This is a genomic window from Paraburkholderia sp. (assembly GCF_047605525.1).
GTDB lineage: Bacteria > Pseudomonadota > Gammaproteobacteria > Burkholderiales > Burkholderiaceae > Paraburkholderia.
The window spans coordinates 43276-68632 of sequence record NZ_JASGFN010000017.1 but is presented as its reverse complement, the minus strand read 5'-3'; the positions used below and the strand labels follow the sequence as shown (position 1 = coordinate 68632).

The following is a 25357-nucleotide window of genomic DNA, read 5'->3' as shown; positions in this document are numbered from 1 at the left end:
GTCTGCGCATGCGCCCGCTGGTTCCGCTCGTGCTGTGCGCGGTGGGATGCGCGCCGCTGCTCGTGCCGCTGTCCGCTTTCGCGCAACTGGCCGGCGCCGCCGCGGAGCCCGAAGCGCTCGATGGCATCTGGGGCTTGCGCCTCGAGCCCCAATTGGGCGAGCATCCGCTGCGGCCGGGCGATCGACCCGGCACGTCGGCAATCGCCGATTCGATGACCGGCACCGCCGACACGGACGTCTCGCTGAAAGGGCATGCGCAATTGCGGCAGGCGGCGTCGGTCGTCGCGGGCGACGCGCTGCATTACGACGTCGATCGCGACAAGGCGGACGCGTATGGCCACGCGCGCCTCGTCGACAATGGCGACGTGTTTGAGGGGCCGGACGCGCATTTCTACGTCGAAGCGAGCCAGGGCTATATCAGCGTGCCGAAATACCGGTTCTATCCGAGCGGCGGGCGTGGGAGTGCCGAGCGCGCCGATGTGCTGGATAACGAACGCACCGTCGTTCATCACGGCACCTATACGACCTGCCAATGCGATGCGCAGCCGGACTGGTATCTGAAAGCATCCGAGTTCGAGATCGACAACGGCAACGACGAAGGCATTGCGCACAACGGCGTGCTGTTCTTCCAGGGCGTGCCGCTGCTGGCGAGCCCGTGGCTGTCGTTTCCTCTATCCGGCGCGCGGCGCAGCGGTTTTCTGCCGCCGACGTTTTCGCTCAGCTCGACCAATGGCGTCGACCTCGCGCTGCCGTACTACTTCAATCTCGCGCCGAACTACGATCTCACGGTGACGCCGCGCATCATGACGCGCCGAGGCGAGATGCTGACCGCGGACTACCGCTATCTGCAACCGAACGATTCGGGAACGATGTCGTTTGCGTGGTTGCCACACGACATGATCACCGGCACGCAGCGCTACTCGATCGCACTGAATCAGGTCTGGAATCCCGGTTCGGGTTTCGGCGCATACGTGCACTACAACCGCGTGTCCGACTCGACGGTAACGACCGATCTGGCGTCGGGCATCGCGTTTCCAACCGGCTCGACCACGCTGTATCAACAGGAAGCGGGTCTCACGTACAACAACGGGCCGTGGAGCGTTCTGGCCCGCGAGCAGCGCTGGCAGGCTTTCACGAGCGACTCGACATATAACCGCGAGCCGCAGGTCAACGTGCGCTATGCACGTTACGCGGTGGGCGGTTTCGACTTCGGCGCGGAAGCGGACGCAACGCGCTTCACGATCTCGTCGGCGGATATGACCGAGGGTAACCGCTTCGTTTTCAATCCGTATGTCAGCTATCCGATCGAGCGCCCGGGATGGTTCATCACACCGAAGCTGGCATGGCACTTCGCCGCCTACGATCTGACTTCGATCGGCACCGATGTACCGGCCGGCGAGCCGAAGACGTTTTCCGTCAACGTGCCCACTTTCACGCTCGACTCGGGCATGCGCTTCGAGCGCAGCGTTCGGCTCTTCGGGCAATCGTACATCCAGACCCTCGAACCGCGGCTCTTTTACGTGTACACGCCGTATCGCAACCAGTCGTTCGCGCCGCTCTTCGATACGGCGGCAGCCGACTTCGGGCTCACCGAACTGTTCATGCCCAACAGCTTCGTCGGCAACGACAGGGTGTCCGACGCGAATCGCGTCACCGCCGCGTTGACTACGCGATTCATCGATGCGGCCAGCGGCGACGAGCGAGCCCGTTTCATCCTCGCGCAGCAGTACGACTTCCGCACGCCGCGCGTGACGCTGCAAACGGACGATGCGATCAGCACGGTCGCGCGCACCGGGGTCATCGCCGGGGCATCGTACAAGCTCGGGACGGATCTCACCGCCGAACAGGCGGTGGAATATAGCCAGGCGAACAATTACCTGTCGAATGCGGAGGCTGGTTTGGGATGGGCGCCGGGTCCGCAGCGGGTACTGAACTTTGCTTATCGCTATACCCGCGCGAACAGTACGCTCGACTACCAGCCGATCAATCAGTTCATCGTGTCGGAGCAATGGCCGCTCGCGCATAACGTGGTGAGCGTCGGACGGGTGAATTACGACATGAGCACGCACCGTCTTATCGCGGGCTTGCTGGGACTTCAGTACGACGCGGATTGCTGGTCGCTGGGAATCGCGTTCGAGAAGTACACCAATGCGACCAGTTCGACGACGTCGCCCAGCACCGGCACGCGCGTATTGATGCAGCTTCAGCTCAAGGGTTTTTCGCAGGTGGATAACGGCTTGCTGAATCAGTTTCGCGCGAACGTGCCGGGCTATACGCCGAGTTCGACGATCACTGAACCGACGTCCCGGTTCAGCGATTATCAGTAGACGATGGCTGAAATGAGAAGGAACCCATTCACACGGCTTTGTTACGCGGCACCAGACGAGTGCGGTACCTGAACCGATCCTTGCGGGCCACCGGGCCCGCCTGGTCCACCTCCACCTGGTGCACCGCCGCCGGGGCCGCCAGCCGGGCCGGGACCGCCGGGAGGCGGTCCCCACCAGCATCCTCCGAGCACAGCAGCCAGGACAACCAATCCTGCAAACATCGTTACTTTTTTCATGCATTTCTCCTTCGGTAAAAGACGAATTTGTCTGGAAGTCGACTCCGTGGTTGCGACTTCGACCATGAAACCGATCACCGGACCGGCAAGCCGCTGCCCCGGCAAACGGCGGTGCCGGCAGGGAAAATTTATCGATGGGGCGCCGCGAGGATGCTCGTGATGACACCTGTCGTTACGGCAGCGAGCACGAAATCGCCATTCACGCGCAGCCATTGATAGCCGGCGGGCGGCGGTTGCAGTTCGTAAGCGCGCCAGTCATCGACCACATAGTGTGGTCCGCGGTAGGATGGGGGCACCGGTTCGCCGGGATGCCAGTCGTGATGTGGCACAGGTCCATCATGGCGATCCGGACGCAGCGCATAGGGACCGCCGTCATCCGGGCCGCCCGGCCCCGGCCCTTGCTGCGCAGATCCAGACGCCGATAACCCGAGCAGACTTGCTGCCACAGCAAAAAAGATTGCCTGTTTTTTCATGAACTATCCTCAGTTGCAATTGACCATCAAATGTTCGCACCCAGTTGGCGTGCGTTTTTTACCGCCGTATTACGGAATGGTGGCGTCCGTGTCGTTTTGTAACTGCTCTCCCGTTCCTATGTAACGAGTGGATGAGGAAACCTGTTGTTGCACACCTTGAACCTGCAAACGGTATCGAATTAGTGGAGGCTGTGAGGTACGCTGGTTTGATAGCTCACCAGTTAGCCCCGAACCAGATAGACGGACAATTGGCACACCTCGGGCGCTCAGGAGCCGTCGTGTACCGCGATCGAAGAACTGCCTCCACTCGTCTCAGACCACCCACCACCCAGCACCTTGTAAAGCGTCACGAGATTCGAGAGCTTCGACAACTGGTCGGTCACAAGCTGCTCCTGCGCCGTGTACAAGGTGCGCTGCGCGGTGAGCAGTGTCAGGAAACTGTCGGTACCGGTCCTGTAGCGGGATTGCGCCAGATTGTAGTAGTCCTGGGCAGCGTTCACGTAGTCACGGTCGGCGTCGACCTGCTGCACGTAGGTCAGGCGCCCAGCCAGTGCGTTCGATACTTCCTTGAACGCGGTCTGGATGGTCTTCTCGTAATCGGCGACGTCGATGTCCTTTTCGATCTTCGCGACATCCAGCGATGCCTTGTTGCTGCCATAGTCGAAGATCGGCATCGTGATTGACGGCGCGAAAGTCCATGCGCCGGTTCCCGCCTTGAATAGCGTCGACAGGCTCGTGCTTGCGGTGCCGGCCGCTGCGGTCAGCTCGATCTTCGGAAAGAATGCGGCGCGTGCTGCACCGATGTTTGCGTTCGCGCCCTTCAGCGTGTGCTCGGCCGCGATGATGTCGGGACGCCGGATCAGCAGGTCGGACGGCACACCCGCACCGATGTCAGCCAGCATGGCATCGCTATCGAGGAGCGTGGCGCCACCGTCCAGGCCGTCAGGCAACGGGCAGCCAATCTCCGCAACCAGATTGTTCCGGTCCTGTGCCACTGCCCGGGTGTAGGCCGCCACGCTCGCGCGAGCACTCGCGAGCGACGTCTGTGCCTCGCGTACATCCTGCAGTGACGAACTGCCGATCTTCATCATGCTAACCGTCAGGTCATACGTTCCCTGATCTGCTTTCACCGTATCGGTGGAGATTTTCAGCATCGCCTCGTCGGACCGCAGTTGCAGATAGTCAGTCGCAACGGTCGCGACCAGCGACAGCTGTGTACTCGCGCGCGACGCGTCGGTCGCCAGATAGTTCTCGAGCGCCTGACGGGTCAGGCTGCGCAGACGGCCGAAGAAGTCGATTTCCCACGACGTCGTGCCGATGGATACACTATCGGACCGGGTAGTTATTCCATCGCTGCGCGCATTGCTTATCGAACCCGTCGCGTCTATCGTCGGCGCAAGCTGTGCTCGCGTGACCCGGTATTGCGCCTCATACTCGGCCACCTGCAACGCGGCGACCCGCATGTCGCGGTTGTTTTGCAATGCCAGCGAAATCAGGGACTGCAGCCGTGCATCCCTGAAGAAATCCCGCCAGCCCACGTCTGCGGCAAGCGGCGCCGCCGGGGCGCTGGTGTCGGTAGCCGCGGCGGCCGTGACGTTCGATCCTGGTGTCGCCGTCGCTGCCAGACTTGCGGAAGAAGTCGAAGCAGGTGTCGCGGCGGCCGCACTCTGGTCGCGCGTACCATACGCATCGCCCGTCGGCCAGGTGGCGTCCACCGGCGCGGACGGCCGCTGGTAAACCGGGTCAAACGAGCATGCGCACATCGCCGCTGCGCAAAGCAGCGACAGGAGTTTGAGTTTCATGCTTCATCCTCCTGTCTGCGTGCGGCCTCACTATCGGACCGCTCTTCCCTGAACAGTCCGCGCACAACGACGAAAAACACGGGCACGAGGAAAATCGCCAGGACTGTCGCGGCGATCATTCCGCCTGCCACCCCTGTCCCGATGGCTCGTCGCGCGGCCGAACCCGCTCCGCTACTGACGACGAGAGGCAGCACCCCGAACACGAACGCGAGCGACGTCATGAGGATCGGCCGCAGCCGCAGGTGCGCTGCCTCGAGCGTCGCCGCGATGAGTCCACGCCCCTGTGTCTGCAGGTCCTTCGCGAATTCGACGATCAGGATGGCGTTCTTGGTCGACAGTCCGATTGTGGTCAGGAGACCCACCTTGAAATAGACGTCGTTCGACAGTCCGCGCAGATGGGCGCCGAGCAGCGCACCGAGCACGCCGACCGGTACCACGAGGATGACCGCGAGGGGTACCGACCAGCTTTCGTACAGTCCGGCCAGGCACAAAAAAACGACAATCAGCGAAATGGCGTACAGGTAGCTCGCCTGCGAGCCGGCAAGCACCTCCTGGTACGACTCACCCGTCCATTCGATACCGAACCCGGACGGCAACTGGCGGGCGATCTTCTCGACGGCGGCCATCGCCTGACCGGTGCTGATGCCGGACGCCGGCTGGGCACTCATCTCCATTGCAAGCGCGCGGTTGTAACGTTCAATCTGCGGGGGGCCGAACGTCCAGCGCGTCGTCGCGAATGCGGAAAACGGTACCATCTGCCCGTCGTAGCTTGAGCTCGTCGAGGTCGAAGTGGAAGAGGTGCCCGACGACGATGACGAAGAATCCGACGAGGAACTGGAGGAATCCGCCCTCACGTACCACTGACCGATATCTGCCGGCATCATGCGGTAAGGCGCATCGGCCTGCACGTACACCTTCTGGATGCGGCCAGTATCGATATAGTTGTTCACGTACGTCGAGCCAAACGCCGTGGACAGCGTCGAATTCAGGTCCGATATGGACAGGCCGAGCGCGCTCGCCTTTTCGCGATCAATGTTGACGTAAAGCTGGGGCGTATCCTCAAGACCCGCGGCACGCGTTATGCCGAGCGACGGGTCCTTCGCCGCAAGCGCGATGAACTGGTTGCGCGCCTTGAGCAGACTGTCATGGCCGTGGCCAGCACTGTCCTCAATCTCGAAGTCGAGGCCGCTCTGCGTGCCGAGTCCCTGGATTGCCGGCATATTCATCACGAAAACCTGCGCGTCACGGCTCTTCGCAAACGCTCCATTCGCGCGACTGATGAGGGCCTGCGCGCTCTCATCCGACCCACGCTGGCCCCAGTCCTTCAACTGGACGAACGCGAGCGCGTTGTTCTGCCCCTGGCCATTGAAGCTGAAGCCGTTCACCGCCATCACATGGGTCACGGCCGGCTGCTTCAGAAAATACTGCTCGACCGCCTCGACGGTTTTCAGCGTCACGGCCGCTGGCGTGCCAACGGGCGCCGAAATGGATACCATGAACGAGCCTTGGTCCTCCTCCGGCAGGTACGACGAGGGGAGCGTCACGTAAAGAATGGCGACCACTCCGGTGATCAGCGCATACACGAGCATCCAGCGTGCAGGCTTCGCGACGACCCGGGCGAGTGACGAACTGTAGCCTGCGTTGGCCCTGCTGAACAGCCGGTTGAACCCGCCGAGCACGCCGCGGCGTGTCTCATGTCCGACCGCCGACGGGGTCAGCAGGGTTGCGCACAGGGCAGGCGTCAGCGTCAGCGCGAGCAGCACCGAGAGCACCATCGCCGAGACAATGGTCACGGAGAACTGGCGGTAGATCGCGCCAGTCGATCCCGAGAAAAACGCCATCGGGATGAACACCGCGGTCAGCACCGTCGTCACACCGACGAGCGCGCCCGTGATCTGCCCCATTGCCTTCTTCGTCGCCGTCCTGGGCCCAAGTTTTTCCTCGGCCATGATCCGCTCGACATTCTCGACCACGACGATCGCATCGTCGACGAGCAACCCGATCGCCAGCACCATCGCAAACATCGACAGCACATTGATCGAAAACCCGATCGCCGACATCACGCCGAAGGTTCCGAGCAGCGCGACTGGCACAACAATCGTCGGAATCAGGGTTGCGCGCAGATTCTGCAGAAACAGGTACATCACGAGAAACACGAGGATGACTGCTTCAACGAGTGTCTTGACGACCTCCACGATCGAGATCCTGACGAACGGTGTCGAGTCGTATGGATAGGCAATGGCGATGTCCTTCGGCAGCTGTGGCTGCAGCTCGGTGAGCTTGGCACGGACAGCTTTCGCGACCGCCATCGCGTTGGCACCGGTCGACAGCTTGATCGCCAGGGCGGCCGCGGGTTTGCCGTCCAGCCGCGACGACGTGTCGTACGAATCACCGCCGATCTCGACGCGCGCCACGTCCTTGAGCCGAACCTTCGAGCCATCCGTGTTCACACGCAGCAGAATGTCTCCAAACTGGTCGGGTGTGTTCAGCAGACTCGATGACGAAATCGTCGCGTTGATCGCCTGGGAGTCCGTCGCTGGCGCGCCACCGAGCTCGCCGACCGATAACTGGACGTTCTGGTTTGTCACGGCGGTCGTCACATCGGAGGCCGTGAGACCGACACCACGCAGCTTGACCGGGTCCAGCCAGATCCGCATCGCGTGCTGTGCGCCAAAGAGCGTGACATCGCCAACGCCGTTCAGCTGGGTGAGTGGGTCTTCAAGCTGGGTGGCAATCACGTTTCCCAGGTCAGTCGAATTGAGCGATCCCCCGGGTGACCAGAGCGCCACGATCATGAGGAAGTTGCTCGAGGCTTTCGCGACCTGTACGCCCTGTTCCTGCACGGTCTCGGGCAGCGAGGCACTGGCCTGGCTGACCTTGTTCTGGACCTGCACCTGGGCGATGTCCGGGTCGGTGCCAGGGCTGAACGTCAGGTTGATCGTCGCCTGGCCGGAGCCGCTGCTCGTTGACGACATGTACAGCAGATTGTCGATCCCGGAGAGCTTCTGCTCGATGACCTGCGTCACCGTTCTGGCCACCGTATCGGCGGAGGCGCCCGGATAGGTCGCGCTGACCTGGACCGACGGCGGAGCGATCGTCGGGTACTGTTCGATCGGCAGCCGCGTGGTTGCCGCGCCGCCTATCAGCATGATCACAATTGCGATGACCCACGCGAGGATGGGCCGCTGGATGAAAAAGCCTGCCATGCGCCCTCCTCACCCTGCCACTGCGGACGACACGACGCCCCGAAGCGCGCTGGATGGTACGGCTGAGGCCGCGCTACCCACGTTCGTGGCGTTGGCCCCGCCAGCAACATTCGCCGATGCGTTCGCGACGACGTGAACTGCAACGCCCGCCTGCACTTTCTGCAGCCCACTGACGATCACGCGGTCACCGGCCTTCAGGCCGCTCGTGACGATCCAACTGTCCCGATACGCGTTATCAGCGCGAACCACGACCTGCTTCGCATGGTCCGTCGCGTCGACGACCCACACCGTCGCGCTACCATCCGATGCACGGGTGACCGCGAGCTGTGGAACGAGCAGTGCGCCCGCGTCCTCGCCCTCATCGAGTTGCGCCCGCACGAACATCCCCGGCAACAGTTCGCCGTCCGGATTCGGGAAAATCATCCGCAGCGTGACCGAACCCGTAGTCTGATCGACGGCTATGCCAGAGAACTGCAGTACACCCGGCTGCGCATACGGCGTACCGTCCTCCATGACCAGGCGCACCGTCGCGCCGCCAGTGGCAAGCTGAAGCCGTCCGGACGCATACGCTTTGCGCAGCCGCAGCCATTCAGCGCTCGAGCGGGTCACATCGAGGTACATCTGGTTGTAGGCGTGGATCGTGGCGAGCGCGGTTGTCTGGTCGGAGGTGACCAGGGCACCCTCGGTCACCGACGAAGCGCCGATCCGACCGGAAATCGGAGCCGTGATTCGCGTATAGCCGAGATTGATCCGTGCCGACTCGAGCGATGCGCGGTCGGCGATGACGTCGGCCTCGTCTTCGCGGACCGCGGCGACTGCATCGTCGTTGTCCTGCGCACTGACCGCGTTGATTTTCACTAGCTGGGCATAGCGGTCGGCCTTGCTCCTCGCGGACGCAAGGGTTGCCTGCGCCTTGGCGAGTGTGCCGCGCGCCTGATCGTAGGTTGCCTGGTAAGTTGCGGGATCGATCTGGTAAAGGATCTGGCCGACCTTCACGTCCGCGCCTTCGGTGAAAAGCCGCTTCTGGACGATTCCGCTGATCTGCGGGCGTACGTCGGAAACCTTGAGCGCCGACAGTCTGCCTGACAGCTCCGTGGTGAGCACGATCCGCTGCGGCGAGACGGTTTCGACACCGACTTCGACGGCCGCGGCGGCCGGCGGCGGCGAAGCTGCATTCTGATGGCGCGTACAGGCCGCGATGCCGAGCGCCACCAGCAAGGCCAGTGCGAACGACCATCCGGCCCTCCGGCAGCCCGGATGGACACCTGGAATTCCCTGTGACGTCGAAAGTCGCCGCGACGATCCGCGACGCACAGTCTGCCTTTTCATGGTCATGACCATCAGTTCGGATGAAGTCATGCACAATAAGGCAATCACGCCGCAGCCTGTTGGTACTTTGAAGCATTCACATATTGTGTCTGGATTGACACATTACAGAATGCTCGGGGCGGATCGCTTTGCTGGAGAATACGGAATCGTTGACGGGGCTGCACCCGTCGCGGCCATCGAGTCCATGGCCACATTCCATGTGGAAGGTGGCTCCTGCTTGCGGAAAACACTTGAACGATATCCATATCCTCATCGTCGATGACGACCCCGACATCAGTGCCCCGCTGGCCACCTTTCTTGCGGACAAGGGCTACGCCGCGTATGTGGCGGCAAGCGCCGAAGCGGCCGAAGACATGCTCGAGAAGGTCAACATCGATCTGATCCTGCTCGATATCATGCTGCCGGGCGCCGACGGACTGGACCTCTGCCGACGCCTGCGTGCAAAGGGGGGCCCTCGCATCATCATGGTCACCGCGCTGGACGACCCGACCGACACGGTCGTTGGCCTTGAGATGGGTGCAGATGACTATGTGTCGAAGCCGTTTGACCTGCGCGCACTGCTTGCCCGCATCCGTGCCGTACTGCGACGGCCGGCGGGAGCGGAAAACGCACGGCGCGCGCCAGCGGTGGAACTGGTCATGCAGTTTTCGGGGTTCACGTTCTATCCTTACCGGCGCTTCGTGCGTTCCCCCGCGGGCCTGCGCGTGCCGCTCACCGGCGCGGAAACGGACCTGCTGCTCGTGCTGTGCCAGCATGCGCGTGAAGTGCTCTCACGCGAGGAACTCATCAGCCTGACGCGCGGCAGAGACTTTCCAATCTCAGAGCGCTCGATCGACCTGCTCGTGAGCCGGCTGCGCCGCAAACTCGCCGGCGATGATCCGTTCGCGGAAACGATCCGTACCGTGCGCGCCGACGGGTACGCCTTTGAGCCCGAGGTCAGGGTTATCTGATGCGGCGCCTTCTTTCCACCACTCTCGGACAGATACTGGCCATCATCGGATGCTCATCGGTTGCGACGTTCCTGCTCTTCATCGTCCTGCTGTCTTACTTCGGCTCGCCACCGGCTCCGCCGTGGCCCTGGCAGAATGCCTATCGCGTCGCGGGCCTCGTGGAAAGTCTCCGGGGCGCGCCGCAAGACGTACGCAACACCATCGTCGCCGCCGTCAGGCGCCCCGACCTGTCCGTCCGGCTGACATCGTCGCCTTCGGCGTGCTCCCGACAGACACTGGATACGCATGACTTCGACGCTGCACTCAGGGCCGAACTTCCCGGCATCACAGATCTGGCCGTGCGCGCCTGCACTTCCCACAAGCCCGGCGAGACCATCCAGGTTCTTGTTCCGCTGGACGGCCAGACCCTCGAGATATTGACGGACCGTACTTCGGGAGAGCCGGGCAGGTTCACCGGTCCCTTCTACAGCGCGTTGATCTTCCTGTGCGTAGGCGTTGCGGCGATGTCCGCCTGGGCGATTTCGCGCGTCATCCGCCCTTTGCGGCAGCTCTCGGAACAGGCCGATGCGTTCGGACGGGAGATGTCGATCGCGCCGATCGAAGAGCATGGTCCGCTCGAAGTACGGCGCGCCGCCCATGCGTTCAACCTGATGCAGGAGCGCATCATGCATTCGGTCCAGAACCGGACCCGCATGCTCGCGGCCATCAGCCACGACCTGCGCACGCCCCTCACCCGCATGCGTTTGCATATCGAAACCCACCGCACAGACATCGTGCCCGACAAGCTGATCCAGAACATCGACATCATGCAGTCGATGATCACGTCAGCGCTGGCGTTCCTCGCCAGCGACACAGACCGTGAAACACGGGAATGGCTCGATCTCGGCGCACTGATTTCCACGCTGTGCGACGAATATGCGGAAGGGGGAGCCGCCATCCGCTACGACGGTCCGGAACAGATACGCTTTTTTTGCAGGCCGGAGGCAATTCGACGGGTCCTGACAAATCTCGTCGACAACGCACTCCATTTCGGCCGGACAGTCACGGTCAGCGCAAAGGTGCTGGACGGCGCGATCCAGGTTGACGTAAGCGATGATGGTCCAGGCATTCCCGAAGACCGCCTGCGCGACGTGATTGAACCGTTCGTACGACTCGATCACGCACGCAATGACCGGCCCGGCAGCATGGGACTGGGTCTGTCGATCGTCAAGGAAATTGTGCAGGCCCATAACGGGACACTTCGACTGATCAACCGACACCCGTCTGGACTGACAGCACGAGTCAGTTTTTCGTAGCAAACCATGAAAGAGCGCCAGCCAGGCCACGAGCCAGATCATCCCGAGCATGGCCGTTGCGACGAAAGCGATCCGCCAGCCCCCAGATCGCCGCATAAAATCCAATCACCGGAGCGGCAAGAACAAGAACCGCTCCCAGCGGCTGGCCGGTCGCGATGATGCCTACCGCCCAGTCGGCCTCTTGCCGTGGGAAGCCCCCGACACGTTCTCTCCTGCGGCAATCGGCACGCCGGATCGCTTCAGCCGCGCGAGTACCGGGTAGTCGTCGACGGGCCAAAGCGCTTCCTCGACGAACACCACGTCGAGCTCTTCCCATCGCGCAAGGACGTCTTGCGCCTCATCTTCCGTCCACGCGCAATTCACGTCGACCATCAGCGGCACATTGACTGGCAGCGCAGCGCGTGCGGCGGCTACCGCGTCGTCGTCCGTCTCGTGCAGCTTGATAGCCCCGAAACCTTCGCTGTGGGCTTTTGCACCTCCTGCGCGACACGTTGCGCATCGTTGCCATAGCTGACGAGGCTCGCGTATGCGTCGACCAGACCATCACCCTTTCCACCTGGAAGTCGATACAGTGGCTGCCCTGCAGCTTGCGCCGCCAGGTCCCAGAACGCGATGTCCATCGCGGACAACGCATAGATGAATGCGCCGCTCTGCCCGTACGAGTGAAAGACACGTCGCGCAAGGCCGTTCAATGCCGCTCGCCAAGTTGCTGGGTGCTCATCGCGATTCGGTGCAGTGTTACAACGCCTCAGGTGGCTATCTGTCGATGCCGCTCGAGCGCGTGCTCGAAAACGTCGAGCGCTCGCGCAAGAACGGCATTGGCAGCATCAAGCTGAAGGTCGGCCAGCCCGACATGCGTGAAGACTTCCGACGGGTTTCCGCCGTGCGCGAGCTGCTCGGTCCAGATTTTCCGCTGATGGTCGATGCCAATCAGCAATGGGACCGACTGAAGGCGCAGCGAGCCTGCCGCGGGCTTGAAGAAGTCGACCTGACGTGGATCGAAGAACCACTGGACGCCTATGATTTCGAGGGCCACGCCGCGCTTGTGGCATCGCTCGACACCGCGATCGCCACCGGTGAAATGCTGACCAGCTTCGGCGAACATGCTTCGCTGATCGAAGCACGGGGAGCGGACTTCGTTCAACCGGATGCACCGCGAGTCGGCGGCATCACGCCGTTTCTTCAGATCATGCAGTTCGCCAACTTGCGGGGTCTGAAGCTCGCGCCGCATTTCGCGATGGAGATCCATCTACATCTCGCCGCCGCGTTCGAAAGCGAACCGTGGCTCGAGCACTTCGAATGGCTGGAGTCGCTGTTCAACGAACGGCTCGAGCTGCGTGGCGGACGAATGCACGTCCCTAACCGTCCGGGACTCGGCTTCAGTCTGAGCGAGCAAGCTATCGCATGCACGACGGGCAACGAAGAGTTCGGCAAGCATCGATAAAACCTGCTGCCTCCGACCGTTCCGTGCATCGATTCAAGCATGGAGGCGAAAGCGTGCAGCCAGCGGATCGGCCGGATGTCGACTGACTTTGAGAGGGGTTCGATATGAGCAAAAAACGACCCGTTCTAGGGTTTATCGGCTTGGGCATCATGGGAAAGCCGATGGTGCGCAATCTGATCGAAGGAGGTCACGCTGCTCATGTGTATTCGAATCAGCGTGCCGACATCGAGGAACTCGTGCGGGACGGTGCACATGGGCAAGATAGTCCGGCAGCCGTGGCGCGCGAAGCCGAAATCATCATCACGATGGTTCCGGATACGCCTCATGTGCGCGAAGTGGTGCTCGGCGACAACGGCGTAATCCACTCGCTTCATGAGGAGAAGGTGTTGATCGACATGAGCACCATCTCCACCATCGCCACGCGGGAGCTTACCGAAGCAGTACGCGCTTCGGGAGCCCGTATGCTCGACGCGCCCGTCAGCGGCGGAGAGAAAGGAGCGATCGAGGGCATGTTGTCCATCATGGTTGGCGGGGACAAGAAGGTGTTCGAACGCTGCATGTCGGTGCTGCGTTTGCTAGGCCAGCGCGTGACGCACGTCGGTGGCAATTCAGCAGGCCAGTTCGTCAAGTCGTGCAATCAGATGCTCGCCGCAGCCACCGTGCTTGCCATGGGCAAGGCGCTCGCGCTGGGTACCAAGGCCGGAGTGAATTCGCAAAAGATTGTCGAAGTACTGCCCAAGGGCGCCGCACGCTGCTGGGCACTCGAGGTTCGTGCACCTGAAGTGTTGAAAGGCAACTTCCAGCCCGGATTCAAGAGCAAGCTGCAGTACAAGGACTTGGACCTCGCGATGGAACTAAGTCACAGCATCAACGCACCGATGCCCATCGCCAGTGTTGTGCACGAGTTCTACAAGAGTACGCTCGCTCAAGGCTGCGGTGAGGAAGACCACATGGCAGTCATCCGCATCATCGAACAGATGACAAGGGTCGAAATTCGCTCGGAGTAAAGTCCTACGGTGCCCGTCGCGACGAGATCGTTATCGAACCAGTCTTCAAACGCACTGATGTATTCGAGCGATGTTTCCGCTGGTGTTTCGGCCGCAGCTCCTGTATAGCTTCGAGAGAGAAAACCGTGCCGACGTCGAAGTCACACACGTATCGTTTTCGCAAGAAATGCCCGTGCAGCGTGGGCTCATGTCCGGTTCAATCAGCGCGATGTCGTGTTGCGTGGCAAGGCGCTGCGAGCGCCTTGATTGGAAACGTCTCTTCGAGGAAGGTCAGCCCGGCGAGGTAGAACAGAGCTGGGACCTTCCTGTGCGATGCGTCTTCAGGAACATCGAGAAGCGCATCGGCAGACCGATCGTGCGCGACCCGTGCCTGTAGATGCGCCACTCGCCGCCGTGGCAGGCGTGCGACGATAGTAGTTCGAGCATCGCGGCGCTCCTTTCTTAGTACAGCACGACCAAGCGGATCGACTCGCCATTCTTTACCAGGTCGAAGCAAAGCGGTTCAGCCTCGTTACGGTGCCCTTGTTGGTCCGTGTGAGCGCGTTATAGCCGAGCACGGCCGGAATCGCGACGAACAGGCCAAAGGCCGTCATGATCAGCGACTCTCCGACCGGCCCGGCCACGTTATCGATGGTCGTCTCGCCGGTCGTACCGATCATGACCGGTGCGTGGTAGATGCCCCATACCGTGCCGAACAGACCAACGAACGGCGCCGTGCTGCCGATCGACGCGAGGATCGCGAGGCCGGACTACAGTCGCGCAACGATGTCTTCCATCGTGTCCTTCAGACGGCGCGTCACCCAGTCGGAAATGTCCATGCGGTCGTGCAGTTGAGGCTGCGTCTGGCGATGGTGCTCGGTGGCTTCCCTGCCCGACAGCGCGAGTGCGAGCAGCGGATTGCTGGCGTACGACGAACCGCTGTCACCGAGCTTGTGAAGGCCGGCTTCGAAATCGTCCGAATGCCAGAATGAACGCTCGGTATTGCGCACGACACGTCGCAGGCGCACGACGTTCCAGAGCTTCAGGATAATGACGGTCCACGACGCCAGCGACATCAGGGTCAGGGCGATCAGGATGCCCCGTGTCACGAAATCGCCTTGCTGCCAGACGTTGGCGAGGCCATAGTGCTCCATGCTGATTCCCTTTCTTCAGGTGGGTTGGCTCAGTCGTCCAGACTGAAGGTGAACGGTTGCGAATAGGCGGCTCGGATCGGCTTGATGTTTTCGAGATACGGGCGGCAGGCGCTGGCGTGCATCGCATCGAGCGCCGCGCTGTCGAGCCTCGGGTAGCCGCTACTTTTCTGAAGCCGGATGTCCTCGATGGCGCCGATCAGTCCCATGACGAACCGGACCACTGCGGTACCGGTCTCGTTCATGCGCTTCGACAGACACGGGTACTCCGGCTTCGCGATATTGCAGTCCAGGTGCGCCACGTCCTTCGGCGTGCTGACAGCCAGCGTTTCCCGACCGATTGCGGTGGCCGCCGGCGCCACCGCAGCTGGAGTGACTTGCGTGGCCGGGGCCGGCGTGGGTTCTGCCGCTGCCGCGGGGATCGGCGATGGCTCGTCGCCCGGTCTGGTCAGAACCGACGCGGGCTTTGCCGTCACTACGTGGTGCTCGACGGGACGCTGCTTCGGGTGAGGCTTGGGCGGAACCGGCTGCGGGGTGCCGACGACTGAAGCGCCGCAGACATCGACACGGGCGCAGGTGCCGCGCTGATCAGCTCGGCGGTGATCGTCTGCGACTCGAGGGGCTTCTCAACCAGCTTGTCCTGCATGCTCAGCTCCGGTGCAAGCAGACCGACGCGGGCAGCGAGAACGAATCCGGCAACCACGGCGATGCGGCGCGCGGATGTTTCGGACACGCGATTGGGTAATGCGTCCATTTGAACACTCATATCCACTGACAAACTTTCTTTGCGTAGTCACATCGGTGAGATATGTGCGCGAGAGGTCAGCGATATGGTGTTCTTCTGTCGCGCTTCAAAAACAATTCGTCAGAAATTAGTCCGCACCGTCAATACTGCATTCCGCAGATCACCAAACTGACCATAGAAGGTGCCCGGCGTTCGCGCATAATATCCTCTGTTGAAGATATTATTCAGCGCCAGAGATGCAGTTACATGCTTGTTGAACTGATATCCAACCTGGGCATTAAATATGGCGTAACCGCCCTGCTCATATTTTGAGTTTAACCGGCTAGTCGCGCTTTGCGCATACATACCGACACCCACCATCCACCCATGCAGTATCCCTTGCTGGAATCGATATGTCGTATAGAGCTTGAAGAGATTTCGCGGTGACTCAAGGCCAGCTCCATTGCCGAGACTCGTAGCAGTCAATCCTGACTCAAAGTCGGCATTAAGCAATGTATATCCAGCGTAGATATTCCAGCCGCTCAGCGGTTCACCACTGACCTCAAATTCCCATCCCTGGCTACGTACCTTGCCAGCGTCAAGATAAAATCCCGTGTGGATCGGATCACCGACTTGATAGTGATCGTTGTCGATCCGGAACGCGGCGACATTAGCATTGAGTCGCCCGTTTATGAATGTTCCCTTCAAACCCGCCTCGTACTGCTTGCCGGAAGCGGGCGCCAGCCCTTGCCCGCCAAAACTCGTTCCTGTCTGTGGCGCGAAGACCGCCGAGTAGCTCACATAGGCTGAGATATTCGGCACGATGTTGTAAACGATCGCAGCATATGGAACAAATTTTCCATTCATACGGGAAGTGACTTTCCAGTCCCCCGTTGTCTGCGTTTCTGACTGATACCAGATTTCTCGAGCGCCCAAGGTCACGGAAAGAGGATCCGTAATCCTGATGCGGGCCTGTCCATACACTCCGCCCTGTTGGAAACGGAAGTTGGTATTGGAGCCGGAGGCAAAATCTGGTTTCGGAATACTCGCCGCATCGAGAACATTGAATGTCCCGATATTTTGACTAACGAAAGGGTTGGTTTCAGAGAGCTGGCTATAGGTCGCCCCAAACGTCAGCGTATGATTACGGCCAAAGAGACGCACCGGCCCGGATACATTCGTATCCATCGCAAACCAGTTATAGGTTCCGCTTTGCTTTTGAGCATAATACGTCTGGTCATACGGATTAGTACCAGTGGCCCCAAACGGGTAAGCATAAGTACTGCTGAAGCTGTACCGGCGATAGAGCACCGTCGTCGACGAGTTCCAGCCGTTATCGAACCGGTGCGTCAAGTTAACGTTTGCCTCATCCAGCGTATTACGCTGGTAGTTCCAGCTCGCACCGAAGTTCTGCGACCATGAAGTGGGTAGGCGCTGTCCGTTGTTAATCCCACCAACGCCGAAGTCAAATCCGGTATCCGCATTAACCTGGTGGGCAGTTGATAGGGCAACGGTGGTACGCGGAGTGATGTCGTATTCAAGGATGCCGTAAAAGCCTGCCTCCTTTTGCCGGTAGCGATCGATGGACTGATGTTCGTCGGACCCTACGATAACAGCCCGTCCCCGCAGTGTGCCCTCCTTGTTCAGCGGCCCAGTCACATCGACCATCTGCCGCGCACCGCCGAAGGACGACACCTGCGTTTCCGTCGTGACGTGGAACGTATCCAGCGGGCGCTTGCGCACCATGTTCACCGTGCCACCCGGGTTGCCCGTTCCATCCATCACCCCGGCCGGCCCCCGAAAAACCTCGATGCGGTCATAAAAAGCGAGATCCAGTTGCGGCTCATACTGGACGCCGCTCATGAGCGATACACCATCGAACTCAATGCCGAGCAGGTAGCCGCGCGCCGAATAGTAAGCGGTGTCACCATAAGACACCGCTTGAATACCAGTGGTGTACCGCAACGCATCTTCCAGCGTCGTCATATTCTGATCGTCCATGCGCTGACGCGTGATAACCGAAACCGAATTCGGGATCTCCTGAAGTTTCCGCGGCACCTTCCCGGCGATCGTTGCCGCCTGCGCGCCGTACGATCCCGAACCCTCCGTTGTTGCATCGACTTCGCGCGTCGCGCTGACCGTCACTGCCGGCAGGACATTCGCCGTTGCGGAACTGTTATCCGTCGAACCGGCAGTCGGTACATCCTGGGCGTAAGCACTTCCTGCCCACGCAACAATAGCGGCCAATGCGAATACATTCAATCTGAAACTATTTGCAATACTAATTGAATATGTAGCGTGTTTCTTTTTCATATGCTTTTCCTCTCATCAGGAGTCTGAGAAATCAAAATCTGAACTCGACGCATCCGGGTTCTGGCCTCCTCGCCCGGCCATGATCACCATCGATCACAGATCAATACAAATGCGTCTTATTTACATTTATGCTGCCAGTATCGTTCCATGTCCCGTAGCACAGATGGCTAGACCGCTCGCCCTATCCTCGTCGGCGGATGAACATGACCGCCAGATAGCTACCGCCCACTAGCGTGGCAATAAGGCCAGTCGGCATCGTTTCTGGAAACATGACCTGACGACCAAGCCATTCCGAGAAACCCATGAGTGCGCTGCCGAACAGCGCTGCAATCCACGCTTGAGCGGACGGCCGGCGCGCACCCGAAAACCTGGCCAGATGCGGAGCGATCAACCCCACGAATGTCAACGGACCGGCGACCACTGTGGACACCGCAGTCAGAATCGAAGCGAACAGCAGGACGCAACCGCGCGCCGGAACGACATGCACGCCGACACCGCTCGCGAATTGCGCACCCAGCCCCAGCGTCTGCAGCCAGCGGGCGAAGAGCGGGACAAGACTCACCGCCAGGAGCGTAATCGCTGCCGCCACGTAGGCCGTCACGGGCTGCACGTAATAGGTATTGCCGAACATCAGGTTAAGCAATAGCGCTGCCCGCGAGTCTCCACTCGCCGTTACTGCTCCAACAAACGACTGGAAAAGGGCACTGAGCGCTATTCCGACCAGCAGCATCCGTTCGGGGGCAAAACCCGTCCGCCTACCCATCCACAGGAGTGCCATAAGAGTCACGAAGGCACCTCCAAGGCATCCAGCAAGTAGCGCCATCGGAAAAATCTGTTTAGCCGCAAAGAGGGCAACGGCCATGCCCAGCGCACCACCAGAACTGACACCAAGCAGATCGGGGCTGGCCATCGGATTTGCGGTCATGCGTTGAAACAGCGTCCCGGACAGTCCGAGCAGCGCGCCCGCCGTCATCACCGCGACGGTATGCGGAAGCCACCACGCGACGAGCAGCCCAGCAGGGGAATACGTCTGAATCCGCCACCCATGCAGGCTACGCGTCACGAGCAACGATGTGCCAAACGTCCCCAGTACCATGAAGGTGCCGAATGGGATATACCATCGCGACAGGTGCTTCGGCATATGTACGGCGTCGGCTGATTCGACGTCTGGTATGGCACGCAGTCGTGGAAGCAGTGCGATCAGAAGCGGCACGCCCAGCAACGAAGTCACTGTGCCGGTCGGGATCAGATGGCCAGAAAGAAACCCGCTGTACGAGATCGTCTGGATAACTTCGTCGGTCGCCCATAGCAGTAGGGCGCCCAGTAATGGCGCGCACACGAGCCGCTGACCGATGCGCCGTGCGCCCGCGAGCCGAGCGATGACAGGTGCGGCAAGGCCGACGAACCCGATGACGCCCACTGAAGCTACAACGCAAGCGGCAAGCGCCACCGTCACCAGCAATGCAACAAGGCGCAGATGCTGCACACCGATACCGAGGCTGTGGACAGTCGAGTCTCCAGCCGAGAACGCGGCCAACGGGTGACGCAACCACCAGACGGGAAGCAGCGCGAGCCCGAGCCGGAGCGCCAACCATGTGCAGGTCCCCCAACCGCTCTGATCAAGCGCACCGCCACCCCAGATCATGACGCCGTGCAGGATCTCGTAGTGAGTCCAGGCGATCGCCATGCTAATCGCGCCGCACAGCAGATTGACCACCATCCCGGCGAGGATGACCGCCAGTGAGGACATGCGCTGTGACGAGGCGAGCAGGAATACAGCGAGCATCGCGACCCCGCCTCCGGCAAGCGCGACCAGTTCTTTTTGCATGTCCAGTAATGCGGGCGCCCAGATCGCCGCTGCCGAGACAGCGAGATATGCGCCGGGCAGCACGCCCAGCGTCATGGGCTCGGCAAGAGGATTACGCAGGACCTGCTGGGCCAGTGTCCCCGCCAGCCCTAAGGCCGCGCCGCAGAGCAGCGCGACGGCAACACGGGGCAGGATATCGTTGCGCACAATCAGCAGATGAAAATCCCCGGTTTCCACGGAACCGATTGCCGCCAAGAGCCTTGCACCATGCAGTTCGTCGTGGACGCGCATCGCCGTCAAGGCTGCCGCGGCGATCGCAAGCAGGCACAGCATCGGCACACAGTAATTGCGCATTGGACGGACGTGGCCGGATGAAATGAACTCAGCCAAGGCCACCTCTCCCTCCGGCGATATCAGCAAGGGCCTGCTCTACAGCCAGAGCAAAACGCTGCATCGAGAAAAGCCCTCCGTCCGAGGCGATGACCGGGAGGACCGCGACATGCCGTGACTTCAATGACGGAAGCGCCTGCCACATCACATCCTTCTCAAGCGCGGTACGCTGAGATGATCGGAGTTCTCCCGTCAGCAGCAGGGTTGCCTGTGGCAAGTCGAAAAGACGCTGCATAGGGACCACGGTAAAACCACCCTGGCCGGTTGACCAGGTGGGTTGCCGCCCTCCCTGATTCACTGCATTGGTCACCCCGATCCTGGACGTCATCGCATCAAACAGGCTGCCCGCCCCATAGACACGCACATGCCTGTCATCGACAAGTTCCGCGACGACCACCGGGCGATGAAGCAACTCCGGGCGCTGCGCCAGACGCGCCCCTACCCCGTCCAGTACGCTGTCCGTTCTCTCCAGGAGCCTGTGACCCTCGCTGTTCCGTCCCACAGCCTGTGCCATCTGCAATGTCTCGGCGCGCAATGCGGGGTATGGCTGCGCATTCGACGTGTACCGCCCCAACGTCAATGTCGGTGCCAGTCGTTCAAGCATGGGACGCGCAGGGGCATGTCCTGGCGTGATGATCAGCAGGTCGGGGGCCAGTTCTTCCAGAACCTCGTAGTTCGGCGAATACAACAACCCCACATCGACCACCCTGGATGGCAATGTCGGCTCCACCACATTGCGCCGATACCACTCAGGCGCGGATACGCCGACAGGCACAACGCCGACGTCCAGCAACGTCTCAGTCAACGGCCAGTTCATCACCACTATCCGACGCGGGATCTCCGGAGATGCCATCGCCCGGCCCACAGACACCCCCACGCTCGACGCCCACAGCGCCATCTGGCCAGCCCGTCCCAGGAAAAGGCGGCGTACCCTGTCGATTACCTGCCCCATGCTGCGTCCCGCGCCGTTCATTTTGGAAACCCGATCACGTCGCCGCTGTCCGGTTTCCTGAATACGCCCATGGGAACCCCGTAGATACTCCTGAGACAGTCCGGCCTCATCACCGCGTCAGGCGATGACTTCATCAGCACCTGGCCGCCGCGCAATGCCACCAGTTCATTGCAGAACCGTGCAGCCATGTTTATGTCATGCAGCACGACGATGGCCGTCACGCCGCGTTCGTCGGCGAGTTTCCGGATCAGCCCCAGGATCTCAAGCTGGTGCCCGACGTCGAGGGCAGAGGTGGGCTCGTCAAGCAGTAAGCAACGGCTGCCCTGGGCGATCAGCATTGCCACCCAGACGCGCTGACGCTCACCACCGGACAGGCTATCCACGGCCCGGTCCGCGTAGCGCATTACGTCCGTCACGTGCATCGCGTCATTCACTCGGTCACGATCCTCGGCCGAGAAGCGGCCCAGCGCGCCGTGCCAGGGATACCGGCCAAGCGCAACCAGTTCGCGAACCAGCAGTCCATCAGTCGCGGGCGTGTACTGGGGCAGATGCGCCACCTGCTGCGCAAAGGTCCGGTGCGGCCAGTCGGCAAGCGGGCGCTCGCCGAACGTGATGCTTCCACTGGTGGGGCGGTGAATACGCGCAAGCAGCTTGATGAGCGACGTTTTGCCGGAGCCGTTATGGCCTACAAGCCCCGTTACCAATCCGGCATTGAACCTCAGGTCGATAGCGCGTAGCAGTTCCCGGCCGGCTACAGCAAAGCTCACCTGCTCCAGGTCGTATGCCGCTGACAAGGGGATGCCGGATCGGGATGTCGAATCCGACCGGGATGTCGTGACGTCTGGCGTATTCATCGCGCCGCCACCTGGTATGGATGTACTGCCCGCGCCGTGTCGTCGACCAGTTGTCCGCTCTCCAGCTTGATTGTGCGATCCGCGAGATCGAAATAGCGGTCGTCATGCGTGATGACCAGCACGGCCTTGCCCCGGGACTTCAGCGCCGGCAGCATCTTCCGGTAGAACACGTCCTTGAACACCGCGTCCTGATCAGCGGCCCATTCGTCGAAAACATAGAATGGCCGGTCTTCCAGATAGGCGACCAGCAGCGCGAGACGCTTGCGCTGCCCTTGAGAAAGATCCAGGGTAGAGAAATTTCCGTTTTCGACACGCACCTTGTGGTCGAGCTGGAGTTCGGCCAGGAGTGTCCGTGCCATGCGTTCGCTGTCTGCCGACAGGCCGAACAATGACTCGAACAGATAGAAATCGCTGAACACGACGGAAAATAGATGTCGGTACGTATCCCGCGTACCTGCATCGACCGGCCTGCCGTCGAGCAATACGCGGCCATCTTCGGGCACATACAGCCCAACCAGCAGCTTGGCAAACGTCGTCTTCCCGCTGCCGTTTCCACCAATCAGGTACACGATCTCCCCCGGACGGAACTCGAAATTGACTGGGCCGAGCAGGAAGACGCCGTTTTCTTTTTCGCGGAAATAACGGTGCGTGACACCCCCAAGCACGATGCTCAAAAATGTCCGACCCGCTGCAGCTTGAGACGGAACATCCGGGGGCAATGCGTCATGCAGTTGCCCGATGCGCTCAAGTGCGACGCGTACCGAACTGATCGTCGGCAACGCGGAAAGCAGCGCCTCCACTGGCATGATCAGGTAGAGCAAGACAAGCGTGAAGCCCGACATGACATGCGTATCTGCGCCGAAGCGGCGGGCCAGCACGAAGATCGTCAGCCCCACAAAGGCAAACAGAACTAGATTGCCCCAGCTTGCCGCTGCCGCGTTCAGCACATAGCCGCGCGTGCGCTGCATGCGGACTGCCTCGACGTGCGGGGCCAGTTCTTCGTCAACGAATGCCTCGCGCCGGGCACGGTGCAGTTTCAGTTCCTTGGCACCATCAAAGAGTGCGCGGAATTGCCGGACCAGATCGTCTTCGCGACGACGCGACCCCCGCAGATGGAGGAGTGCAGGTCCGTTGGCCATACGAAAACCTAGCGCCCCAATTCCGATCGCAACCAGCGCCGACAAGAGGACCGGCCACGACAGCATACCGAGATAAATCAGGCAACCGGCAATGACTGCGCCCTGCGTGGCAATCGATGGAAGGCTGACGAAGAACACGACGATCGTATCCAGGTCCTGTGTCAGCACGCCAAGCGGCCGCGCAGCGCCACATCGCTCTATATCGGGATAGGACGTTGCGACGATGCGCCGGATTATCTGCATGCGCAGTGTTGCCTTTGTACGCTGTCCCAGATACATGAAAAGCGTCTGTGAGGACACTCGCGTAACAAGAACCAGCAGTCCAAGCAGGACGAAGCGCATACCGAGATCTGCCAGCCGGGCAGCAGGTGCACCGAGAGCCTGATTGATCAGCGCAACGAGAGCAGCATTGCCGAAGCCACTAACGAGGCTGGTCAGTATGGCTATAGGCAGCAGCCAGCGTGCGCTGCGTACGAGTGTCACGATCAGACGCATGACCGGTTCCAGAAAGGCTTATTCAAGGCAGTAAGGAGGTTTGGCTGGGTGGCCGGAAACCGACTGACCACACAAAAAATGGAGCAAGTTAAATAATGAGAATCATTAATAATGAAACATGGAAAATTCTCAACTCTTTGTTCCAGATGAGAATATCTGCTTCGACTTCCGAATGGGAGACAGCATATACTGAGTTTTGGACATTCTCTGTACGCTTACGCGGTACAATACCGACTTTATGACAACACCTGCCGTCAGCCCATGAAGAACCAGATATTCAGACGTTATGGGATCAAGGAAAGGAGACTTGCCCGTCCCATTTCGGCGTCAATCACTCACCACCAGCACGGCGAAGGATTTGGATGGCACGTCCATCATTTTGGCCAGCTTTCTTTCGCGGTCTCCGGCGTCCTGCGAGTGCTAACGCCGTCACTCACCTGGATAATTCCGCCGAGCCGTGCGGTATGGTTACCCCCCCATGTCGAACACGCAGTCATCGCTGTTGGCGAAACCGATGTGGTCGGGGTCCATATCGAGCCGGACAGGCTTCCCTGGTCCTGGCGCGATCCCACGCTGATTGCCATTTCGACATTCGCACGTGAGCTGGTCATAAATTTGGCCGAAGGTGGCCTAACATACGAACCCGACAGTGATGCCGCGTTATCGGCGGCTTTGCTGCTAAAGGTGCTCCCGCGTGCAGAGCCTATGCATCAGGGCAGTCTGCCAGTGCCGCGTGATGGACGGCTTGTCAGGATATGCGAGCATCTGCTGAATGACCCGACCTGCGAAGATTCTCTCGATATCTGGGGGGAAAAACTCGGAGCGAGTGGACGAACTCTGGCGCGCCATTTCAAGGAAGAAACTGGTATGACGTTCAGAGCGTGGCGTCAACAGTCGAGGGTGATCGAGGCCATCACCCGGCTTGCGCAGGGCCAATCAGTTACACGTGTTTCTGCGGATCTTGGTTACGGTAGAGCCAGTGCGTTCATTGCCATGTTCCGGCAGATCACCGGGGAGTCACCTCAACGCTATCTCGCATCGAAATGAATCTGCCGGCCTGAATGTACTGGAACCGTCACACAGACGCTATCGACGAAGGAGATGGCCCAGAACAGAACTTTCTCGAAGTCGATCGATTGCCTTGATACCGGCGCGCATCCGCTTACCGCGGCTGGATTCGCTGAATGCGCCGTAATTCTCGGCGGAACGAAGCGACTCAGCGCGACAGCCACCTCAATCCACGCAATCACGTCTTAGCCGGTCCCACTACTGTCATCGCCGAGATCATTGTCCAAGCTGAGGTCAGTTACGTACCCAGTCCCGAGCAATGTGGTGACACTCGTCCGGTGGCTACCGTCATGCGCTCATCGTCAAGAAACACTTTCCTCGTTCGGAGCACCCGGTTTGTTGACCAACTCCGTCGATGCAGGCAACCAGAAGCAGTCGGACTGCCTCATCTTTGGCTACACAAGAAATGTTGCGCA

The 25357-nt window shown here is 60.7% G+C and carries 17 protein-coding genes and 3 pseudogenes; 6 read left to right on the top strand and 14 right to left on the bottom strand.

Going from position 1 to position 25357, the window contains the following annotated elements:
- Positions 1-8: 8 nt before the first annotated feature.
- Positions 9-2327 (top strand): LPS-assembly protein LptD, encoded by a 2319-nt coding sequence (locus QM685_RS23580; RefSeq protein ID WP_415119889.1) that lies wholly within the window; start codon positions 9-11, stop codon positions 2325-2327.
- A gap of 364 nt (positions 2328-2691) precedes the next feature.
- Here the strand turns inward: QM685_RS23580 and QM685_RS23575 are convergent, their stop codons facing one another.
- From QM685_RS23575 to QM685_RS23560, 4 genes are all read right to left on the bottom strand, one after another.
- The gene (locus QM685_RS23575; protein WP_415119887.1) at positions 2692-3036 is read right to left on the bottom strand and encodes an RcnB family protein; all 345 of its coding nucleotides are present in this window, start codon (positions 3034-3036) and stop codon (positions 2692-2694) included.
- Positions 3037-3302: 266 nt separating this feature from the next.
- Positions 3303-4838: an efflux transporter outer membrane subunit gene (locus QM685_RS23570; protein ID WP_415119885.1), complete on the bottom strand. Its 1536-nt coding sequence runs from the start codon at positions 4836-4838 to the stop codon at positions 3303-3305.
- On the bottom strand, positions 4835-8044 hold the full coding sequence (locus tag QM685_RS23565; RefSeq protein WP_415119883.1) for an efflux RND transporter permease subunit: 3210 nt from the start codon (positions 8042-8044) through the stop codon (positions 4835-4837). Before QM685_RS23565 ends, QM685_RS23570 begins: the two co-directional genes overlap by 4 nt.
- A 9-nt stretch (positions 8045-8053) precedes the next feature.
- Positions 8054-9403 (bottom strand): efflux RND transporter periplasmic adaptor subunit, encoded by a 1350-nt coding sequence (locus QM685_RS23560; protein WP_415119881.1) that lies wholly within the window; start codon positions 9401-9403, stop codon positions 8054-8056.
- 200 nt (positions 9404-9603) lie between these two features.
- Between QM685_RS23560 and QM685_RS23555 the strand changes: the two genes are divergently transcribed.
- Both QM685_RS23555 and QM685_RS23550 read left to right on the top strand, forming a co-directional pair.
- A complete protein-coding gene (locus QM685_RS23555; protein WP_415119879.1) occupies positions 9604-10323 on the top strand; it encodes a response regulator in 720 nt (239 codons plus the stop codon).
- Positions 10323-11618 carry an ATP-binding protein gene (locus tag QM685_RS23550; RefSeq protein WP_415119877.1) on the top strand — a complete coding sequence of 432 codons (1296 nt, stop codon included), beginning with the start codon at positions 10323-10325 and terminating at the stop codon, positions 11616-11618. Before QM685_RS23555 ends, QM685_RS23550 begins: the two co-directional genes overlap by 1 nt.
- Before the next feature lie 162 nt (positions 11619-11780).
- On the opposite strand, the gene QM685_RS23545 is transcribed toward QM685_RS23550, so the two are convergent.
- Positions 11781-12146, bottom strand: a complete 366-nt coding sequence (locus QM685_RS23545; RefSeq protein WP_415120103.1) for an enolase C-terminal domain-like protein — start codon at positions 12144-12146, stop codon at positions 11781-11783.
- A gap of 148 nt (positions 12147-12294) precedes the next feature.
- On the opposite strand from QM685_RS23545, the pseudogene QM685_RS23540 reads away from it, so the two are divergent.
- Both QM685_RS23540 and QM685_RS23535 read left to right on the top strand, forming a co-directional pair.
- Positions 12295-13062, top strand: a pseudogene (locus QM685_RS23540) (mandelate racemase/muconate lactonizing enzyme family protein); the annotation flags it as partial.
- 104 nt (positions 13063-13166) lie between these two features.
- Positions 13167-14069, top strand: coding sequence for an NAD(P)-dependent oxidoreductase (locus QM685_RS23535; RefSeq protein ID WP_415119875.1), 903 nt, complete (start codon positions 13167-13169; stop codon positions 14067-14069).
- A gap of 76 nt (positions 14070-14145) precedes the next feature.
- On the opposite strand, the pseudogene QM685_RS23530 reads toward QM685_RS23535, so the two are convergent.
- The 9 genes and pseudogenes from QM685_RS23530 to QM685_RS23490 form a co-directional block, all read right to left on the bottom strand.
- Positions 14146-14495, bottom strand: a pseudogene (locus QM685_RS23530) (alpha/beta hydrolase-fold protein); the annotation flags it as partial.
- Positions 14496-14548: 53 nt separating this feature from the next.
- Positions 14549-15202, bottom strand: a pseudogene (locus QM685_RS23525) (MotA/TolQ/ExbB proton channel family protein).
- Positions 15203-15231: 29 nt separating this feature from the next.
- Positions 15232-15675 carry an energy transducer TonB gene (locus QM685_RS23520; protein WP_415119874.1) on the bottom strand — a complete coding sequence of 148 codons (444 nt, stop codon included), beginning with the start codon at positions 15673-15675 and terminating at the stop codon, positions 15232-15234.
- Positions 15675-15953 carry a hypothetical protein gene (locus QM685_RS23515; protein ID WP_415119872.1) on the bottom strand — a complete coding sequence of 93 codons (279 nt, stop codon included), beginning with the start codon at positions 15951-15953 and terminating at the stop codon, positions 15675-15677. The genes QM685_RS23520 and QM685_RS23515 overlap by 1 nt, the downstream gene beginning before the upstream one ends.
- A 111-nt stretch (positions 15954-16064) precedes the next feature.
- A complete protein-coding gene (locus tag QM685_RS23510; protein ID WP_415119870.1) occupies positions 16065-18236 on the bottom strand; it encodes a TonB-dependent siderophore receptor in 2172 nt (723 codons plus the stop codon).
- A gap of 181 nt (positions 18237-18417) precedes the next feature.
- On the bottom strand, positions 18418-20433 hold the full coding sequence (gene fhuB, locus QM685_RS23505; RefSeq protein ID WP_415119868.1) for a Fe(3+)-hydroxamate ABC transporter permease FhuB: 2016 nt from the start codon (positions 20431-20433) through the stop codon (positions 18418-18420).
- Positions 20426-21250: an ABC transporter substrate-binding protein gene (locus tag QM685_RS23500; RefSeq protein ID WP_415119866.1), complete on the bottom strand. Its 825-nt coding sequence runs from the start codon at positions 21248-21250 to the stop codon at positions 20426-20428. The genes fhuB and QM685_RS23500 overlap by 8 nt, the downstream gene beginning before the upstream one ends.
- Positions 21251-21402: 152 nt before the next feature.
- Entirely contained in the window at positions 21403-22239 is an 837-nt protein-coding gene (locus tag QM685_RS23495; protein WP_415119864.1) for an ATP-binding cassette domain-containing protein, read from the bottom strand.
- Entirely contained in the window at positions 22236-23873 is a 1638-nt protein-coding gene (locus QM685_RS23490) for a cyclic peptide export ABC transporter (protein ID WP_415119862.1), read from the bottom strand. Before QM685_RS23490 ends, QM685_RS23495 begins: the two co-directional genes overlap by 4 nt.
- 261 nt (positions 23874-24134) lie before the next feature.
- On the opposite strand from QM685_RS23490, the gene QM685_RS23485 reads away from it, so the two are divergent.
- Positions 24135-24920 (top strand): AraC family transcriptional regulator, encoded by a 786-nt coding sequence (locus tag QM685_RS23485; RefSeq protein ID WP_415119860.1) that lies wholly within the window; start codon positions 24135-24137, stop codon positions 24918-24920.
- Positions 24921-25357: the final 437 nt, after the last annotated feature.

Bases quoted from the DNA above. Each gene is read 5' to 3' on its own strand.
- QM685_RS23580 (WP_415119889.1), top strand. From the start codon at position 9: ATGCGCCCGCTGGTTCCGCTCGTGCTGTGCGCGGTGGGATGCGCGCCG.
- QM685_RS23575 (WP_415119887.1), bottom strand. From the start codon at position 3,036: ATGAAAAAACAGGCAATCTTTTTTGCTGTGGCAGCAAGTCTGCTCGGG.
- QM685_RS23570 (WP_415119885.1), bottom strand. From the start codon at position 4,838: ATGAAACTCAAACTCCTGTCGCTGCTTTGCGCAGCGGCGATGTGCGCA.
- QM685_RS23565 (WP_415119883.1), bottom strand. From the start codon at position 8,044: ATGGCAGGCTTTTTCATCCAGCGGCCCATCCTCGCGTGGGTCATCGCA.
- QM685_RS23560 (WP_415119881.1), bottom strand. From the start codon at position 9,403: ATGACTTCATCCGAACTGATGGTCATGACCATGAAAAGGCAGACTGTG.
- QM685_RS23550 (WP_415119877.1), top strand. From the start codon at position 10,323: ATGCGGCGCCTTCTTTCCACCACTCTCGGACAGATACTGGCCATCATC.
- QM685_RS23535 (WP_415119875.1), top strand. From the start codon at position 13,167: ATGAGCAAAAAACGACCCGTTCTAGGGTTTATCGGCTTGGGCATCATG.
- QM685_RS23515 (WP_415119872.1), bottom strand. From the start codon at position 15,953: ATGGACGCATTACCCAATCGCGTGTCCGAAACATCCGCGCGCCGCATC.
- QM685_RS23510 (WP_415119870.1), bottom strand. From the start codon at position 18,236: ATGAAAAAGAAACACGCTACATATTCAATTAGTATTGCAAATAGTTTC.
- QM685_RS23500 (WP_415119866.1), bottom strand. From the start codon at position 21,250: ATGAACTGGCCGTTGACTGAGACGTTGCTGGACGTCGGCGTTGTGCCT.
- QM685_RS23495 (WP_415119864.1), bottom strand. From the start codon at position 22,239: ATGAATACGCCAGACGTCACGACATCCCGGTCGGATTCGACATCCCGA.
- QM685_RS23490 (WP_415119862.1), bottom strand. From the start codon at position 23,873: ATGCGTCTGATCGTGACACTCGTACGCAGCGCACGCTGGCTGCTGCCT.
- QM685_RS23485 (WP_415119860.1), top strand. From the start codon at position 24,135: ATGAAGAACCAGATATTCAGACGTTATGGGATCAAGGAAAGGAGACTT.